Source organism: Ureibacillus sinduriensis BLB-1 = JCM 15800 (assembly GCF_000772955.1).
In the GTDB taxonomy this organism is placed as follows: domain Bacteria; phylum Bacillota; class Bacilli; order Bacillales_A; family Planococcaceae; genus Ureibacillus; species Ureibacillus sinduriensis.
Map to the genome: position 1 here is coordinate 1 of NZ_JPVO01000048.1, position 17544 is coordinate 17544.

The following is a 17544-nucleotide window of genomic DNA, read 5'->3' on the forward strand; positions in this document are numbered from 1 at the left end:
AAAAGTTAGTTTTTTTACTCTAACTTTTGGGGTGCAGTACCGGAAAGGGCTTTTTTAAAAGGGCAATATCTTATAATAAAAAGTGAAAAATAGGAAAGCCTAATACCTAAATTTCGACTAGAATCGAGGTAGAAGCTTGGTATTATTGAAACGTTTTTTAATTATCAATCAATCTTACTTAACTTTAAACCAACGCTGATTATGGCTAAAGAAATAAAGTATAATCACAATAGCAAAACTATAGCTGAAATACAGAATGAAGTTGAATTTACAGTTTTAACTCCAACAAAGATTCCTGATGATTGGACATTAGATATCAAAACATCTCCTTGGTTAATGCTACATTACATGGACAGCAAGGATACAAATTTGATGGTCTCTATTCATTTGAGAAAAGGAACTCGAGTACTTTATGATGGTTCACCCCATAGTAAACAAGTTGATATAAACGGAAACATTGGATATTTTTCAGAATGGGGCAATAGTGGCAAAGTAGACCAAGATGGAGAACTCATCACTGGAGGATTACTTAGATGGGCCCAAGATGGTACTTCTATAGAAATGCTGAGTTACAGTTTATCGAAGAATCAAATAATTAGAAATTGCAAGGTCAATGAAATAACACTCTTCAACAATCTGGCGCGATTGTGGAGAAACACAAGAAGAAATGATCAAACTTTACTAAAAAAGCCAAACTTAAAAACACTAAAGAAGAATTAACGAGGTATTTGCTCAAAATTTATTTTAAAGCTATAGTGTGGTCATTTAAACGAGCACCCTTTTCAGTCTAGGGCCCAAAGTACTCAAAACATCGTGGCTCACGGTGCCGATCTTAACTGCAACATCTTCGATTTGAATCGTTTCATTATGATCTGTCCCCACTAATGTCACAACATCACCTACTTGGACGTCGTCGACATTTGAAATATCAATCATCATGTGATCCAAACAAACCGAGCCGATAATGGGGACACGCTTTCCCCGGACCAATGCTTCCCCTTGATTGCTGGATAGCTTTTCCGGGATGCCGTCTGCAAACCCAATAGGGAGGACAGCAATTCTTTTATGTTCGGTTGTGGTATTGTTTTTACCATAACCAATCGTATCTCCAGCATGCACATCTTTAATGATAATAATTTTTGTTTTTATGGATAGGACAGGCCGTAAAGGCAGCTTAAGTTTCGTATGGTTGTAGTGGCTTCTTATACCATAAATGAGAGTGCCGATTCTCGCGTAATCATAATTGAGATGCGGATAATTTAGCATACCGTAACTATTTTGGATATGGGTTTTCGGAAGTTGTATGCCGGATGATTTTAATTGTTCCAATAGCCGATTGAAGCGGTTGATTTGTTTTTTGGTAAATTCTATATCGCTTGGATCAAGGGTATCCGCTCTCGAAAAATGACTATAGATTCCTTCAATCTTTAAATTTTCCAACTGGAAGATGGATTCAATATTTGATACATCGGTGTGTTTTTCGCCTAAACGATTCATCCCGGTATCCACTTTTATGTGAACTCGAAAATGTCCGCCTGCAGCATTCAACTCTTTGGCATATGGGTAATCGATTGCATTTTGAATTAAGTTCCATTCTAATAGCTTGAAGGATTCTTCAATAGGGGTAAAGCTTAATATTAGAATGTCATTTTGGAAGCCTGCTTTCCTAATTTCGATGGCCTCATATAAAGTAGCTACCGCAATTGCCCCCACACCGAGTCTCTGCAATTCCTTCGCGATTTCTTGACTGCCGTGTCCATAAGCATTCGCTTTAACAACCGCCATCAGTTCAGTATTTACTGGCAGTCTTTCGTTGATGATTTGGAGATTATGTGCGAGATTACTTGTACTTAGTTCAATCCATGCCCGATGTACCATATCTATAGCCCCTCCAATGTTTCACTTTCTGAACTTGAGTTTATTATTGCAATTTTAGTTATTTTCTATTACACCTATTTCCGAATACCTACATTTTTATGGAAAGATACCGATACTCTAATGAGCTTGGCAGTGATTTTTGAATCGGTAGTTGAGTTCGGGAGATAATAAGGTTAATAGGAAGTTAAAACGAGGTTAAATTTAAAATAATAACACATAATTATTTTGCAACTATAAAAATTTTGAACGTTTTATCGTTCAATTGTAAATGTAATGTAAATTTTATATTTCAATTTTGTAATAACATTTACATCCTTTGTTGAGTTATGAATAATAGTGTCGAAGACATCGAAAGGGTGGAACACATAGATGGAATGGCAAACAATGATTTTCCAATTTCTTGGGGGTCTAGGTTTATTCTTATTTGCAATTAAGTACATGGGAGATGGTCTGCAAAAAGCTGCAGGTGACAGACTCCGCGAAATTTTAGATAGATTTACGACAAACCCGATAATGGGTGTGTTAGTCGGTATTGTTGTAACGATTCTAATCCAATCAAGTTCAGGAACCACTGTAATTACAGTGGGGCTTGTAAGTGCCGGATTTATGACACTGCGCCAGGCGATCGGTGTCATTATGGGAGCCAATATTGGTACAACTGTAACGGCATTCATTATTGGATTTGATGTTGGTGCTTATTCTTACCCAATTATGGCATTGGGTGCTGTATTATTGTTCTTCTTTAAAAAGGATCGCATCCAGAATATCGGCCAAATACTTTTTGGATTTGCTGGTCTTTTCATTGGTCTTGAAATGATGGGCGATGGAATGAAACCATTACGAAATTGGGATGCCTTTGTTGACTTAACACTTAGCTTTAGCGACCATCCCATCCTGGGTGTAGTCGCAGGGACAGTCTTTACATTAATCGTGCAGTCCTCATCCGCAACAGTCGGGATTTTACAAGGTCTTTATGCGGAAGGTTTAATTCCGCTAGGTGGGGCACTACCGGTACTTTTTGGAGATAACATTGGTACAACGATTACTGCTGTATTGGCAGCTTTGGCAGCTTCAGTGGCAGCTCGCCGTGCAGCCGCTGCACACGTAATTTTCAATGTGATCGGTACAATCATCTTCCTGATTATCCTGCCGCTATTTGTGAACTATGTGGACTGGATTTCCGGTGTCCTTGGACTTGAAGAGAAAATGCAGATTGCTTTTGCACATGGTACATTCAATGTGGTTAATACTCTGATACAATTACCATTTGTAGGATTATTGGCGGTCTTGGTAACCAAAATTGTTCCTGGTGAGGATGCATCAGTTGAGTACGGTGCAAAATATTTAGATAAAACATTGATAGGGCAATCGCCATCCATTGCACTTGGACAAGCAAAAGAAGAAGTTGTCCGGATGGGTGAGTTTTCTGTAAAAGGACTTCAAGAGTCGATGGATTATTTGTTTACAGGTGGTAGTAAGCATGCGAATATGACCATCCAGCTTGAGGAAGCCATCAATAATCTGGACAGAGTGACTACAGATTATTTAGTTGAATTATCGAAGGAATCCCTATCGGAAAATGATTCTAAATTACATCATTCGCTATTCCAAAATATCCGCGACATTGAACGTGTGGGGGATCACTTTGAAAATCTGGTGGAGCTAATTCAAGCAAAGGATTCTCATCGCGTGAAATTTAGTGAAGAAGCTACCGGGGAATTAAAGGAAATGTATGAATTGGTTCTAGATACGGTAAGCTTGTCAGTACTTGCATTGGACAAGCAAAGTAAGGACTTTGCGAGGGAAGTATTGAGTAAAGAAGACCGAATCGATGAGCTGGAAAGAGTGTTGCGCAAGCGTCATATACATCGATTAAATAAAGGGGAATGTTCAGGACAAGCTGGCATTATCTATGCGGATATAATTAGTAATCTGGAGCGTATAGGCGATCATGCGGTGAACATTGCTGAAACGATCTTAGAAGAAAATCATCATATATTGTAATTGGGAAATGTGCAAAGTTTCGAGCTTTGCACATTTTTATCTTGTGGAGGAATTTTCTACCTGCTATTTTATGAAAAAGTAATTAAACTATTTGTAGAAAATTACATTTTAATTTAAGATAGTACATACGATGTGATTATTTTCCTATGATAGGGTGATTTTGATGAGAGTATCAAGTTTTCTTCTAAATAATAATAGTAACTTCGAAGAGCGAAAGCGTGCAATGCAGCGAAAAGAAGCAAATGACGCCTATAAAAAGAATGCTATTTACACCCAAGCAAAAAAGAATCCGATGCTCAAGGTTTTGGAAGATTTACTATCCGGAAAGACAGAAAAAGATCTTTTTGAAAAAGATCAAGCTTTACTGAATGAGGAAAGTGAACAGGGGATCTCCTCATCACTTGAAATGAAAGAAGAGCATCCGGTCTATACAGATTCACCTGGAGAGGTAAAGGGTGAAGGAGTAATTTCGGGACCAGTGCTGTCATCCGTCGCTGAAATGGCAAGCGGCGATGAAGAGAGTATGAACCGAATTCCACATGAACAATTTGATTTCATGGTTCCTCAGTGGTTGACTAAACCTCTAAATCAAAACAGGCTTCATTTGGAGAGTATGGTATTCGAAAACAAGTACACGAAAGCCGTTTCAAGGTATACCTACCAAATGCAGTCGGCGGAAAATGAATTTAGATTGCCACAGCCGTTGTTTTCCCTGATTGTATGATAAGTCCTTAAATGTCCACTACAGAGCATGAATTGCTTGGGTGGGCATTTTTTATTGCACGATTAATTATGGGAATTGCAACTTATTTCCATATATTTGATATGATGAATCTGTAAATTATATCGAGCAAGGAGCAGTGTGATCGATGGCGAAACAAAAAACGATGAAAACCAATGCTGTTCGTTTATTGGATCAGCAACAAATAGACTACAAGTTAATCGAGTATTCAATTGAAGATAATCAAGTGGATGGGGTGTCGGTTGCACAAAAGGTGGGGCACCCTGTCGCTAATGTCTTTAAAACATTAGTAGCAACAGCGGGTACAGGGAAATACTTTGTTTTTGCATTCCAGTTTCTGAAGAGTTGAATTTGAAAACTTGTGCAAAGCTGGCAGGGGAAAAGAAGATTGAAATGCTTCCTGTCAAAGACTTACTGGCTACAACGGGTTATATACGGGGAGGTTGTTCTCCTATTGGCATGAAGAAGCGTTTTCCAACTTTTGTTGATGAATCGGCTGTGGAATTAGCTAATGTAGTTGTCAGTGCAGGGAAAGTAGGGATGCAAATCCATATAAAACCGGATGATTTAATTCAAGTAACAGGTGGTAAATTTGCAAAGTTAACTGTATGATAGTAAAAGTATATTAGAATAGTTTGCGTTTGAATAGAATGCATATTGTGTAAATAAAATAGAGCAATGCATTATTGGAAAGAAGGCTTTAAAGTGAAAAGAGAATTAATGTGGAAATGGCTATTCTTCTTTGTTGGATTGGCAGTGATGACATTTGGCGTTTCCATGATTGTAGAAGGTAAAGCACTTGGGGTAGGTCCTTGGGATGTGCTGCACATTGCCTTATTTGAGCGAATTGGATTATCAATTGGTACCTGGGCTATAATTACCGGGGTCATTATTGTAGGATCAACTTCTTTGTTATTAAAAGAATGGCCGAAACTTGCCACATGTCTGAATATGATTTTATGTGGAGTATTTATCGACTTTTTTAACTGGTTATTGCCAAATTCACCATCGGCATTGTTTGATGTCCTTTATTTTCTGGGGGGTGTCATTGTATTAGGTGTAGGATGTGCATTATATATTTCACCAAAGCTTGGAGCCGGTCCCCGTGATACGCTCATGATACTATTTAGTAAAAAATTTGGTTGTTCCATAGGGAATGCCCGATTAGCGATGGAAGCGATGATTGCCATGATCGGTTGGGCGCTTGGAGGCCCGATCGGATTAGGTTCGATAATTATCGCTCTATTCACAGGTTATATCGTGCAAATTTCATTGCCGTTATTTGAAAGACTACTTAAAAGTAGATTGGATAGTGAAGGTCTAGCAAATGACCGTTCACCAAAGAATATAGAACATCTCGCCAAAGAAATTTAGCTTTGGCGAGATGTTTTTTATTTGAATCTCTCTATTCCTCTTTAAATTTCCTCATTTCAAAGAAGAAAATAAGGTTTTGAATAATGATGACGCACACAATGATGGCGAAAATGCTGAATTTGCTGAAGGGAATAGGAAATAGCAATAGGGCAAGTATCAGAGGTAATGCCCATGTCAAAAAAGTATAAACTTTTTTTGTTGCGTTCATTGTGGCAAATTGATACATTTCATCTTCTTCATTATATTCCGGGGGTTTAATGGAGAAGGTATTTATTTTCTTGTCAGGATTTTTTTTATTGTGCTTTTTCACAAGGACGACCATGGCAATAATGAATAGTACTAAAACGAACCAAGCGATAACGGCGACAGGGTGTAGTGTATATTCCATCGAGTTTTCAGTAACTGTAGTGGTGCTGCGTGTAAAGCCCCACCCGATAAATAAAAGAATGATGCAACTTAAAATGTTGTAAAACGGATATAGCAAGCGAATATTCATCTTATTTCCTCCTCTAGCCAAAATATTTGTTCCAATGGTTCTTTTAACTCTTTCGATAGCTTTAAAGCAAGAGTAATAGAAGGGGAGAATTCCCCTTTTTCAATAAAGGCAATCGTTTGTCTTGTAACCCCTACCAGCTTTCCTAAATCGCTTTGGGTAAAGTTGTTTCTTGCCCGCAGCTCCTTAACACGGTTTTTTAGCATTTCTTGCCTCCTTGTTAAATATACCAAACAAAATGTTATGTTTAATTAACATATGTTACTTATAATGTAATGTATACTTAACATTTTGTCAATAATTTCAAACAGTTTTTCTTCATATATTTTCTGATTATTCCCGCATATCGAAAAAAGCTGTGATTATGCTAAAATTTATATAACTAAGATGCAAGGGGAGATGAATCGATGTCTAAAATTTTGAATACATTCCTGAACGAAAATCTGGAAGTTTTGCGTGACCAAGGGCTATACAATGAAATCGATGCGGTGGAAGGGGCAAATGGTCCAATCATCCAAGTTAACGGAAAGCAATTAATCAATTTATCATCCAATAACTATTTAGGACTAGCAACGAATGAAGAATTGAAACAAGTTGCAAAAGCGGCAATCGATAAGTATGGTGTTGGTGCTGGAGCGGTTCGTACTATCAACGGAACAATGGATCTTCATGTGATATTGGAAGAAAAGCTGGCGGAATTCAAAGGAACCGAAGCTGCCATTTCCTATCAATCTGGCTTTAACTGTAATATGGCCGCCATTTCGGCTGTGATGGATAAAAATGATGCAATTTTATCGGATCAATTGAATCACGCTTCGATTATTGATGGTTGCCGTTTATCAAAAGCGAAAATTATTGCCTACAATCACTCGGATATGGAAGACCTTCGTGCGAAAGCAAAAGAAGCAACAGAATCAGGTTTGTATAATAAGATAATGGTCATCACTGACGGTGTGTTCTCCATGGATGGAGATATTGCGAAATTACCTGAGATTGTGGAAATCGCTAAAGAATTCGATTTAATCACTTACGTGGACGACGCACATGGTTCGGGCGTCACAGGTAAGGGGAAAGGTACAGTGAAGCACTTCGGACTTGAAAATGAAATCGACTTCCAAATCGGTACACTTTCAAAAGCGATTGGGGTTGTAGGTGGCTATGTAGCAGGTAAGAAAAATTTAATCGACTGGTTAAAAGTTCGTTCTCGTCCTTTCTTGTTTTCTACGGCCGTGACACCTGGTGACGTGGCAGCGATCACGCGTGCGATTCAAATGATTATCGATTCAACGGAACTACACGATAAACTTTGGGAAAACGGCGATTATTTAAAAGCTGGCTTGAAAAAGCTAGGATTCAACATCGGCGCTTCGGAAACACCAATCACTCCATGTATTATTGGGGATGAAAAATTAACGCAAACCTTCTCAAAACGCCTTGTGGAAGAAGGAGTCTATGCAAAAGCAATCGTCTTCCCGACAGTGCCAAAGGGAACTGGGCGTGTCCGCAACATGCCGACCGCTGCCCACACAAAAGAAATGCTGGATAATGCCCTAGCGATTTACGAAAAAGTAGGCCGTGAACTAGGCGTCATACAATAACATCCAATCCGAATGCCACACCGCATTCGGATTTTTTTATTGTTCGGGAGAATTGTTTGGGTGCCAGGCACACAAATAATTTGGGAACAATTCAGAATTGAATGGGTGCCAGGCACACAAACAATTTGGAAACAATTCGGAATTGAATGAGTGCCAGGCACCTTTTTTAGGCTGTTGACATAAAAATAAGTTAACAAACGAATGGAAGGATGGCGTCTTTTTGAGCTCTACAGTGACTCACTTTTTCGGGCAAGCATTGACGGGTCAGGGGATGAAACATGTTTATAAAGAGATTATAAATGAGGCGAAAACCGTTTATTTATTAAAGGGAGCCCATGGTTTTACAGTAGCTGATTGTTTAAGCAAGCTCGGCATGTATTACGGCAATAAAGGCCTGGATATTGAATACTTTCACGACCCGCTTTTCGAGAATACGATTCAAGCAGTTTTTGTAAAGGAGCCACATAATATTCTCTTTCTTGAAGCGACAAACCTTACGATTGATTCAACCGGCTCAGATATTCAAGTCGTATCCTTGGAAGAATGTGTGGATCGGCAGAAGCTTATTGAAAAGCAGGAAGATTTCCTGCACTTATCCAATAAGAAAGATGAATATTATCAAAAGTGTTTTCAAGCGCTTTCGAATGCCCTGAAAATTCATGATGATTGGGAAGTGGAAACACGCCGACATATGGATTGGAATGGGCTGGATGCTAAAATCGATGAGCTGATAATCAAGGTGTTTGGAGGTAAGAAGCTCGAAAAAAGGGGAAAAATAACACATCGATTGCTGGGCACATTAACGCCTGCGGGTGCACGCGATACAGTCCAAAGCATTACGCAAAACCTGGAAACACGTTTGTTTATCAAAGGATATCCTGGCACAGGCAAATCATCGATGATGAAAAAATTGGTTGACGTGGCACAAGAGCGAGGATTTGATGCCCGATTGGTATGGTGTGGACTCGATTCAAACTCTGTAGACATGGTGATCCTACCAGAATTAAAGCTCTGTATATTCGATAGTACTGAACCTCATCAATATTTCCCTGAGAGAACGGGCGATGAAATCTTTGATATCGCCAGTCTTTGCCATCCGACTGAAGTTGAGGAGGCAAATATTAAAGACATTGTGGCAAAGTATCGTTCGACTATGTATGACGCGGTTGCTTATACGAATCTGTATGCCGAAACAGAAAGAATTGTACGTCAGCTGCTCGACAATGCCATCATCGTTGATAAATTCGAAGAAGAGACGGCCATGCTGTTCCAGGATATCTAAGATTTCAATTAGAAGTGTCTATTTAAATGAGTTCATTTTCACGCAAGTAGTCTAGTAAAGCTGGATACAATGAAATCGAACCGTGATGGGAATGCTATTCATTTTGTGAAATGAGTAGCATTCTTATTTGAATTTACTTTTAATATTGACAATTTAAATTATTATGTGTATTCTGATTAATCATACATATTTAGTTGGAATTATTGCTTTTATATTGCTAGATAGGAGAAAGATATGCTGGAATTTCAAAATATTACAAAAATATATGAATCTAAAAACAAACAGGTAGTCGGTGTTGATAATGTCTCCTTAAAAATTAATAAAGGTGACATATTTGGAATAGTTGGCTATTCTGGTGCAGGAAAAAGTTCGTTGCTACGTTGTGTCAACTTACTAGAAAGACCGTCTAACGGAAAAGTACTTGTCGATGGAATTGATCTAACCCAACTTTCGAGTAGCGAATTACGAACAGCACGATTGAAAATTGGGATGATCTTTCAACATTTTTATCTCATTAGTCAAAAGACGGTCGGAGAAAATATCGCATTTGCTTTACGGGCAGCAAAAACACCCAAAAATGAAATTCATAAACGAGTAAAAGAGTTACTCGCAATGGTAGGCTTGACGGATAAGGAAGATGTGTTTCCCGCCCAACTCAGTGGGGGACAAAAACAGCGTGTCGGGATTGCGCGTGCACTTGCCAACAATCCATCCATCCTTCTATGTGATGAGGCAACCTCCGCATTGGATCCAAAGACAACACTGTCGATTTTGAAATTATTAAAACAAATTAATGAAAAGTTGGGAATTACCATTGTTTTAATTACACATGAAATGAATGTTGTAAAAGAGATTTGTAATCGAATGGCGATAATGCAAGACGGGAAAGTGATTGAAGAAGGAGCAGTATATGATATCTTCGCCCAACCAATTAAGCCGTTAACCCAAGAATTTATTAATAGTGTTGTATCTTTTGAGATTCCCGATGAAATCCTGAAAGATGTAAAAGGACAAGTTATAAAACTACTATTTAAGGGTGAAGTAGCTGGAGAAGGTGTGATTTCAGATACAATGCAGCGGTTTGATGTAAAAGGGAATTTTTTGCATGGCACAATCGAATATATTCAAGAACGTCCACTTGGTATTTTCGTTATGGAGTTACAAGGGGAAAAATCGACAGTGGATGAAGCAAAAAAATATATGGAGCAACGTGGTGCGGTAGTGGAGGTGGTTAAACATGTTTGATTTTCCGTATTTCATAACCATGCTGCCAGACATTTGGAAGGCGTTTCAAGAAACGGTTGTTATGATTGGAATTGCACTAGCCATTTCAATCTTTATTGGTCTGCCGCTAGGCGTACTATTATATGTTACGGATAAAGGCTTATTTTGGGAAAATCGATTTGTAAAAAATATTTTTGGCTTTGCGGTGAATCTCGTTCGCTCGATACCATTTATTATTTTACTCGTTGCATTGTTCCCCTTAACCAAAATACTGGTGGGGACAACAATCGGTCCCGTTGCGGCAAGTGTCTCACTTTCAGTTGCTGCCATTCCTTATTTTGCAAGATTAGTCGAATCATCATTAAGGGACATTGATAAGGGTGTCATTGAGGCAACAATTGCCGTTGGTGCTACACCTTGGATGATCATTAAAGATGTATTGCTACCGGAGGCAAAATCAACCATTATTAGAGGGATTACTCTAACGGTTATTAGTTTGGTCGCTTACTCTGCCATGGCAGGTACGATTGGCGGGGGCGGTATTGGGGATCTGGCAATTCGCTTTGGCTATTACCGTTATGATAATACAATTATGATTTCAACTGTGGTCATTTTAATCATCTTTGTACAATTGATTCAATTAATTGGCGAACAGTTTGCGAAATCACTAGACAAACGATAGGAGAGAAAAAAATGAAGAAGTATTTATTACCATTCCTTACACTCGCATTGGCTGTTGTATTGGCAGCATGTTCGGGAAATGATGAAAAAGCAACAAATTCAGCAAATGAAAGTGATGAACCTGCAGAAGAAAGTAAAGAAATTAAATTAGGGGCAACAGCTGGTCCATATAGTGACATGCTTTCAAAAGCGATTATTCCGCAATTAGAGGAAAAGGGTTACACTGTGGAGCTAGTTGAATTTAGTGATTATGTTCAACCAAATAATGCATTGGATAATGGAGACATTGATGCGAATCTGTTCCAACATACAATTTATTTAGAAACGTTTGAAGAACAAAATAACATGGATTTAGAAGCATTAATCTCAGTACCTACAGCGCCTATGGGCTTTTTCTCGGAAAAATATGCATCCGTAGAGGATATTAAAGAAGGTGCAACCGTAGCAATTGCAAATGATCCTTCAAATGCGGCACGTTCTCTATTAACTTTACAAGGACAAGGTTTAATCGAAATTGACCCTGAGGCGGATGAATTAACTGCTTCAGAAAAAGATGTCGCAACAAACAACAAAAACTTGGTTTTCCAACCGGTAGAAGCTGGCTCTTTACCACGTCAAATCGAAAACGCTGATCTTGTAGCAGTACCGGGCAACTTTGCATTGGCAGCAGGCTTAGACCTAATGGATGCAGCTTTCTTAGAAGATATGAATGAAAATTATCGTAACGTTGTAGCGGTAAAATCCGATAATAAAGACAGCCAACTTGCAAAAGATTTAATCGAAATCGTTGAATCTGCTAAATATGAAGAAATCATTGATTCAGAATTCCAAGGGTTTAGCAAGCCTGAATGGATGGCTAATCGATAATAAAAAAGCTTCCACACCTGTGGATGCTTTTTCTTTTAGGAACATGAAGCGCTAGGAAAAGGGGTCTTAATGCAAGTCGTAACGCACTAAGAACCCTGATTCAACTTACTTAGTTATTGATGCTGTTTCTCCTTTAAATAACTCCAATTTCTCAATACGGCCAATTGCTTCCAGCAAGCGTTCTTCACTTACTAATAAGCCCACTCGGATGTAGCCTTCACCATACTCCCCAAAGCCATTGCCTGCAGCGACAGCGACGTTTGCTTTATTCAGCAACAGGTCTGCAAAGGCTTCGCTTGTATAGCCCTCTGGCACCTTTAACCATGCAAAGAAAGAACCGCTGGGTGCTTTTACATCCCACCCGATTCGACGCGCTTCATTCATGAATACATTGCGCCTGTTTTCATAAATTGCCCGCTGTTCCTCCACACAATGTTGGTCACCGTTTAACGCAGCGGCTGCTGCATACTGGATACCGGGGAAGACACTGCAGAAAAGGTGGTCTTGAACTAAGTTGATCGCTTCAATAATATCGGCATTTCCTACTGCAAAACCGATACGCCAACCGGCCATATTATATGTTTTCGATAAAGTATAAAGCTCCACGCCTACTTCTTTTGCTCCTGCAGCTTGAAGGAAGCTGGGCGGACGCTCCCCGTCAAATCCTAATGCACCATAGGCAAAATCGTGTATCACCGCTATGTCATTTTCTTTGGCCAATTGGACAGTGTTTTCGAAAAACTCTAAAGTAGCAGTACCTCCTGTAGGATTGTTTGGGTAATTTAAATACATTAACTTTGCACGTTCTTTCTCTGCTTCTGATAATACGTCATAATCAGGCAAAAAATCATTCTCTTCAAGTAGCGGCATTGTATCGAAGTGAACATCTCCAATCACGACGCCCGATAAATAATCCGGATAGCCAGGGTCCGGAAGAAGCATCGTATCACCCGGATTCAATACCGCCATCGGAAGTTCCACCAAAGCAATCTTTGAGCCGCCTATTATTGCAACTTCTGTGTTTGGATCAATGTCCACATTATACTCACGTTTGTAAAAATTTGCGGCGGCTTCTTTCAATTCCTGGATTCCGCGAAATGGTGAATATTTATGTGTTTGTGGATCGGCGGCCGCTTCTTGCATCGCTTTAATGACATGGGGAGGAGTTGGCCTGTCGGGATTCCCTTGTCCCAAGTTAATTACATCGCGTCCCTCGGCAATTGCTGCATTTACTTTTTGAACCAGGGAGGCGAAGAATTGGGTAGGCAGTTTTTGAAGTTTATTTGATAATTTCATGTTACACCCCTTTTTTCAATATTTATAGAGTTGCTTAGCATTCGGATCAGTTCAGGCTGAACGCTATACTTTGTATAGATTTCAGAATATAATTGCAATTGGATATGTAGGAATAATAGTACTTTTAAGGGAAAAAGTCTAGGGGGTTAGTGGAATGAAAATCGGATGTATTCAAATGAATGTAGGGTTCGGGAAAGTGGATGAAAACTATGAACGTGCCGAACAATTAATCCGCGAAGCAGCAAGCAAAGAGGCAGCAATCGTTGTGTTGCCGGAAATGTGGAACACCGGGTATGCACTTGAAAAACTAGGCGAGTTAGCAGATAAAGAGGGTGCTCGTTCCCAAAAGTTTTTGCAAGACTTATCGAGTGAACTGGGTATTCATATTGTTGGAGGTTCCGTTGCAACAGAAAAAGACGGGAAATTCTATAATACAATGTATGTGTATAATAACGAGGGAAAGCTGGTTAGTGAGTATAGCAAAGTTCATTTATTCAGATTAATGAACGAAGACAAGTATTTAGAATCCGGCAATGAAATGAACCGCTTCGCATTGGGTGAAGTTGAAGCTGGCGGCGTAATTTGTTACGATATCCGTTTCCCTGAATGGCTACGGGCACATGCCTTAGCCGGGGCGAACGTATTATTTGTTTCCGCGCAATGGCCAACCCCCCGAATCGATCATTGGAAAACCTTGTTGCAGGCCCGTGCAATTGAAAACCAATGTTTCGTAATTGCCGTTAACCGCATTTCACGGAAAGTGGAAAATTTCAACGGCCAATCCATGATTATCGAGCCATGGGGTGAAGTGCTTTGGACAGGCTCAGAAACGGAAGAACTCGCTATTGTGGACGTTGACTTCACGAAAGTAGAGGAAGTGCGAAGCAGAATCCCGGTTTACGATGACCGCCGTCCCAATCTTTATGCGGGCATTGTTGAGGAATAAAGGTTACCATTAATGATTTAAAAATAAACATACTGCCATTTGGGGCAAATCCTTCTTCATTAGGTTTTGCTATTAAATGGCAAGTATGTTTTTCTTTTTTTAACGGATAAAAGTAGTGGATATAGCTAGCGCTCAATTGTTTACTGTGGCTCAATATGTGGAATAGGACAGTAGGGGTAAAAGGTCTATATAGACGGGGATTTTCTCAGCAATCGTTGGTGTAATGGTGCTTTTTAAATTTGTTTGTTGGAGGGGATGGGCTTGGAGATGTATTTGGGGGTTGCGGCGAAATTTTTAGTCGCCGTAGTAAGTATAGTAATTATCATTCGAATGATAGGGCAAAAAGAGTTATCACAGACGACACCGATCGACCTCGTTTTTATCATAATGTTGGGTGATATCGTCGGTGGAATGATTCATGAAAGAGATTTTAAATTTACTCATATTATATTTATCGTAACGATTTGGGGGCTCTTAATGTGGAGTGCCGAAAAACTGACAAGAAAGAAAACGTTTGAGCGCTGGATGGATGGGAAGCCGGAAGTGATTATTAGAAACGGTTCCGTAAATGCACAATTAATGAACAAAGAAAACTTAACAATGCAAGAGTTAAACACACAGCTAAGAAAAAAAGGAGTATTCGATATTAAAGAAGTGAAAATAGGGATTCTAGAAATTGACGGCTCGGTTGATGTGTCCAGGGAGGGTTACGAACAATAATCAGTTGAATGCATCCTTTTTAATGTAAATTTACAAAATCTTAAACTTTTTTCCCGCAACAAATTAAATATTTCACATACAATAGTTTCGACTCTCTGGGGCTGTAATGGCTTTGGGGAGTTTTATTTTTGGAAAAATCAGCTTAGAGACCATTTTTGAAATTAGTATACGAAATTTTGAGTAAAGATAGTTTATAATATAGATTAAAATGGTTTTGGAGGGAGAAAATATGCCAAATCAAGCTTTGATCATCGTGGATATGAGCAATGATTTTGTTGCAGATAATGGCAGTTTGACAGCAGGAAAGCCGGCGCAGGAGATTGTCCCGTATATAGTCGAGCAAGCGAATGAATTTTTGCGTAATGACCACATAGTTGTGGTCGCAATGGATGCACACGATGAATATGATGACCACTTTCAATTGTGGCCCGTTCATAATGTTTCAGGGACAAAGGGCCAGCAATTATATGGGGATTTGTTGACTTGGTTTACCGAAAATGAATCCAACCCCCATGTTATCTACCAACCGAAATCGAATTACAATGCTTTCTTCAACACTGGATTAGCAGAAAAATTAAAAGCATTCGATGTGGACACAGTGCATGTTGTCGGCGTTTGTACAGACATTTGCGATTTTTTGACGGTGGCGGGAGCAGATGCCGAAGGATTCAAAACGGCAATTCATAAACGCGGCGTTGCGACATTTACAGATTTGGGCGATACATTTATCCACCATATGAAAACATGCTTCTTTACAGAAATTATTGAATAATAGCGACCAACTTCAAGGTTAATACTAAGCTTCGTTACTTGTAAAAGTTTCGGAGCTTTTTTTCATGTTGAAAGTTTGCTTCATAGATAGTCTACTGTTTTTCTCATGCATATCGCTCGTTCCTCTCAAAGCAAAAACATTCCTCAAGTCAATCGAAACGTCTACGGTTTCTTTTACCCCTGCATACTTGCTATATATTCTGCTTCACTCTCTTTTTTCTCCTATGTGGTCAACATGCTTCCTTTTCACAGGAGATACCCAAATAATTCCTCTTGCCGTCTCAAGCGTCTCATTTTAGAATGAATAAAAGAACAAATGTTCGCATAGACTGAATGTAGGAATTGGGAGGTGGAAAAGATGGATGGGAATGCGCTAAATATAACTGAATATCCCGGTGGCGATACGTTTAAATTTTATGAACAGGCACCCAGCCGGTCCATCATGTGTATTGATATGCGCTGCTTTTTTGCCAGCTGCATGGCGATGCTGGAAAATCTCGATCCGCTTCAAGTGCCCATCGCCGTCGTGGGGAATTTTAAACAAAAAGGAAGTATTGTGCTTGCGGCTTCACCACCGATGAAAAAACGATTTGGCATAAAAACAGGTTCGCGTCTTTTCGAAATCCCCAAACATCCCGATATTCGTCTATTTGAACCGAAAATGGAATTTTTCGTACAAATGTCGATGGCCATCACAGATTTGATCAATCAGTTTGTCCCTAAAGAAGCAATCCACGTTTATAGCATAGATGAAAGTTTTGTCGATCTTAGCGGTACCGAAAAATTACACGGGCCGCCAGAAGAAACAGCCAGATTCATCCAGGATAGTATTCTTCGGCAATTCCAAATTCCAAGTGCAGTGGGAATGGGGCCAAATATGCTAATGGCAAAGCTTGCACTCGATTTAGATGCAAAAAAGACCGGGTTTGCAAAATGGACGTATGAAGATGTACCGAAAAAACTTTGGCCCATCTCACCGCTGTCGGAAATGTGGGGAATTGGCCGAAGAACGGAGCGTTCGTTAAACAATATGGGAATTTTTACGATTGGTGATTTGGCGCAGACCGATTTAAAAACGTTGGAGGACCACTTTGGTATTATGGGGAATCAGCTTTACCATCATGCATGGGGAATCGATTTATCGCCGCTTGGAGCACCGCTTGCACAGGGGCAAATCAGTTTCGGAAAAGGGCAAGTGCTGATGCGCGATTACCGAAATCGGGACGAGATACTCACAGTTATCTTGGAAATGTGTGAAGACATTGCAAGGAGGACTCGGGAAGCAGGGCAAGCAGGCAGAACCATCACACTTGGGCTTAACTATAGTAAGGATGCCTTTGGAGGAGGATTCAATCGAGCGCGGACAATCGATGAACCGACCAATGATACGATGAAAATTTTTAAAGTGTGCAAGGAATTGTTCGATGAATATTATGCCGAGCGACCGGCCAGACAAATTGCGATTAGTATATCCAAATTAGAATCGGAACGTTCCATACAGCTTAGCCTGTTCGACAATAAAAAATGGAAAAGGCGAAAACTTGGGGCGACAATGGATTATTTGCGGGCAAAACATGGCTCAACAGCAGTTCTGCGCGCAGTCTCCTATACAGAAGCCGGCACCGCATTAAGGCGTGCGGAGCTTCTGGGTGGTCATAAGATGTAAAA

General features: G+C 39.6%; 17 protein-coding genes and 1 pseudogene. 14 read left to right on the top strand and 4 right to left on the bottom strand.

The features are described from left to right. The first annotated feature begins 201 nt into the window (after nucleotides 1-201). Entirely contained in the window at nucleotides 202-720 is a 519-nt protein-coding gene (locus tag CD33_RS08120; RefSeq protein ID WP_235863334.1) for a DUF4367 domain-containing protein, read from the top strand. Nucleotides 721-765: 45 nt separating this feature from the next. Here the strand turns inward: CD33_RS08120 and vanT are convergent, their stop codons facing one another. Beyond that, nucleotides 766-1878 (bottom strand): serine racemase VanT catalytic subunit, encoded by a 1113-nt coding sequence (gene vanT / locus CD33_RS08125; RefSeq protein ID WP_036199978.1) that lies wholly within the window; start codon nucleotides 1876-1878, stop codon nucleotides 766-768. A 369-nt stretch (nucleotides 1879-2247) separates the two neighbouring features. Here vanT and CD33_RS08130 point away from each other — a divergent pair, with 369 nt between their 5' ends. From CD33_RS08130 to CD33_RS08145, 4 genes and pseudogenes are all read left to right on the top strand, one after another. Next, on the top strand, nucleotides 2248-3882 hold the full coding sequence (locus CD33_RS08130; protein ID WP_036199980.1) for a Na/Pi cotransporter family protein: 1635 nt from the start codon (nucleotides 2248-2250) through the stop codon (nucleotides 3880-3882). A 163-nt stretch (nucleotides 3883-4045) separates the two neighbouring features. Further along, entirely contained in the window at nucleotides 4046-4606 is a 561-nt protein-coding gene (locus CD33_RS19430) for a hypothetical protein (RefSeq protein ID WP_052130125.1), read from the top strand. Between the two features lie 145 nt (nucleotides 4607-4751). Continuing rightward, nucleotides 4752-5236: pseudogene (gene ybaK, locus CD33_RS08140) on the top strand (Cys-tRNA(Pro) deacylase). A gap of 93 nt (nucleotides 5237-5329) precedes the next feature. Beyond that, on the top strand, nucleotides 5330-5998 hold the full coding sequence (locus tag CD33_RS08145; RefSeq protein WP_052130127.1) for a YczE/YyaS/YitT family protein: 669 nt from the start codon (nucleotides 5330-5332) through the stop codon (nucleotides 5996-5998). A gap of 31 nt (nucleotides 5999-6029) precedes the next feature. On the opposite strand, the gene CD33_RS08150 is transcribed toward CD33_RS08145, so the two are convergent. Next, complete coding sequence (locus CD33_RS08150; RefSeq protein WP_052130129.1) at nucleotides 6030-6494, bottom strand: hypothetical protein; 465 nt, start codon at nucleotides 6492-6494, stop codon at nucleotides 6030-6032. Beyond that, complete coding sequence (locus CD33_RS08155) at nucleotides 6491-6697, bottom strand: helix-turn-helix transcriptional regulator (RefSeq protein WP_036199981.1); 207 nt, start codon at nucleotides 6695-6697, stop codon at nucleotides 6491-6493. Before CD33_RS08155 ends, CD33_RS08150 begins: the two co-directional genes overlap by 4 nt. 201 nt (nucleotides 6698-6898) lie before the next feature. Here CD33_RS08155 and CD33_RS08160 point away from each other — a divergent pair, with 201 nt between their 5' ends. The 5 genes from CD33_RS08160 (at nucleotide 6899) to CD33_RS08180 (ending at nucleotide 12143) form a co-directional block, all read left to right on the top strand. Beyond that, on the top strand, nucleotides 6899-8089 hold the full coding sequence (locus tag CD33_RS08160; protein WP_036199983.1) for a glycine C-acetyltransferase: 1191 nt from the start codon (nucleotides 6899-6901) through the stop codon (nucleotides 8087-8089). Nucleotides 8090-8309: 220 nt separating this feature from the next. Next, nucleotides 8310-9371 carry a nucleotide kinase gene (locus tag CD33_RS08165; protein WP_036199984.1) on the top strand — a complete coding sequence of 354 codons (1062 nt, stop codon included), beginning with the start codon at nucleotides 8310-8312 and terminating at the stop codon, nucleotides 9369-9371. A 234-nt stretch (nucleotides 9372-9605) separates the two neighbouring features. Then, entirely contained in the window at nucleotides 9606-10616 is a 1011-nt protein-coding gene (locus CD33_RS08170) for a methionine ABC transporter ATP-binding protein (protein ID WP_036199986.1), read from the top strand. Beyond that, nucleotides 10609-11277, top strand: a complete 669-nt coding sequence (locus CD33_RS08175; protein WP_036199988.1) for a methionine ABC transporter permease — start codon at nucleotides 10609-10611, stop codon at nucleotides 11275-11277. Before CD33_RS08170 ends, CD33_RS08175 begins: the two co-directional genes overlap by 8 nt. A gap of 11 nt (nucleotides 11278-11288) precedes the next feature. Continuing rightward, nucleotides 11289-12143, top strand: a complete 855-nt coding sequence (locus CD33_RS08180) for a MetQ/NlpA family ABC transporter substrate-binding protein (RefSeq protein ID WP_036199990.1) — start codon at nucleotides 11289-11291, stop codon at nucleotides 12141-12143. A gap of 105 nt (nucleotides 12144-12248) precedes the next feature. Here CD33_RS08180 and CD33_RS08185 read toward each other — a convergent pair whose 3' ends face one another. Next, complete coding sequence (locus CD33_RS08185; RefSeq protein WP_036199992.1) at nucleotides 12249-13439, bottom strand: pyridoxal phosphate-dependent aminotransferase; 1191 nt, start codon at nucleotides 13437-13439, stop codon at nucleotides 12249-12251. A gap of 154 nt (nucleotides 13440-13593) precedes the next feature. On the opposite strand from CD33_RS08185, the gene CD33_RS08190 reads away from it, so the two are divergent. From CD33_RS08190 to CD33_RS08205, 4 genes are all read left to right on the top strand, one after another. Continuing rightward, nucleotides 13594-14385, top strand: coding sequence for a carbon-nitrogen family hydrolase (locus CD33_RS08190; RefSeq protein WP_036199995.1), 792 nt, complete (start codon nucleotides 13594-13596; stop codon nucleotides 14383-14385). A 267-nt stretch (nucleotides 14386-14652) separates the two neighbouring features. Further along, the gene (locus tag CD33_RS08195) at nucleotides 14653-15105 is read left to right on the top strand and encodes a DUF421 domain-containing protein (RefSeq protein ID WP_235863343.1); all 453 of its coding nucleotides are present in this window, start codon (nucleotides 14653-14655) and stop codon (nucleotides 15103-15105) included. Between the two features lie 229 nt (nucleotides 15106-15334). After that, entirely contained in the window at nucleotides 15335-15877 is a 543-nt protein-coding gene (locus tag CD33_RS08200; RefSeq protein ID WP_036199998.1) for a cysteine hydrolase family protein, read from the top strand. Nucleotides 15878-16234: 357 nt separating this feature from the next. Further along, a complete protein-coding gene (locus tag CD33_RS08205) occupies nucleotides 16235-17542 on the top strand; it encodes a Y-family DNA polymerase (RefSeq protein ID WP_052130131.1) in 1308 nt (435 codons plus the stop codon). Nucleotides 17543-17544 lie beyond the last annotated feature (2 nt).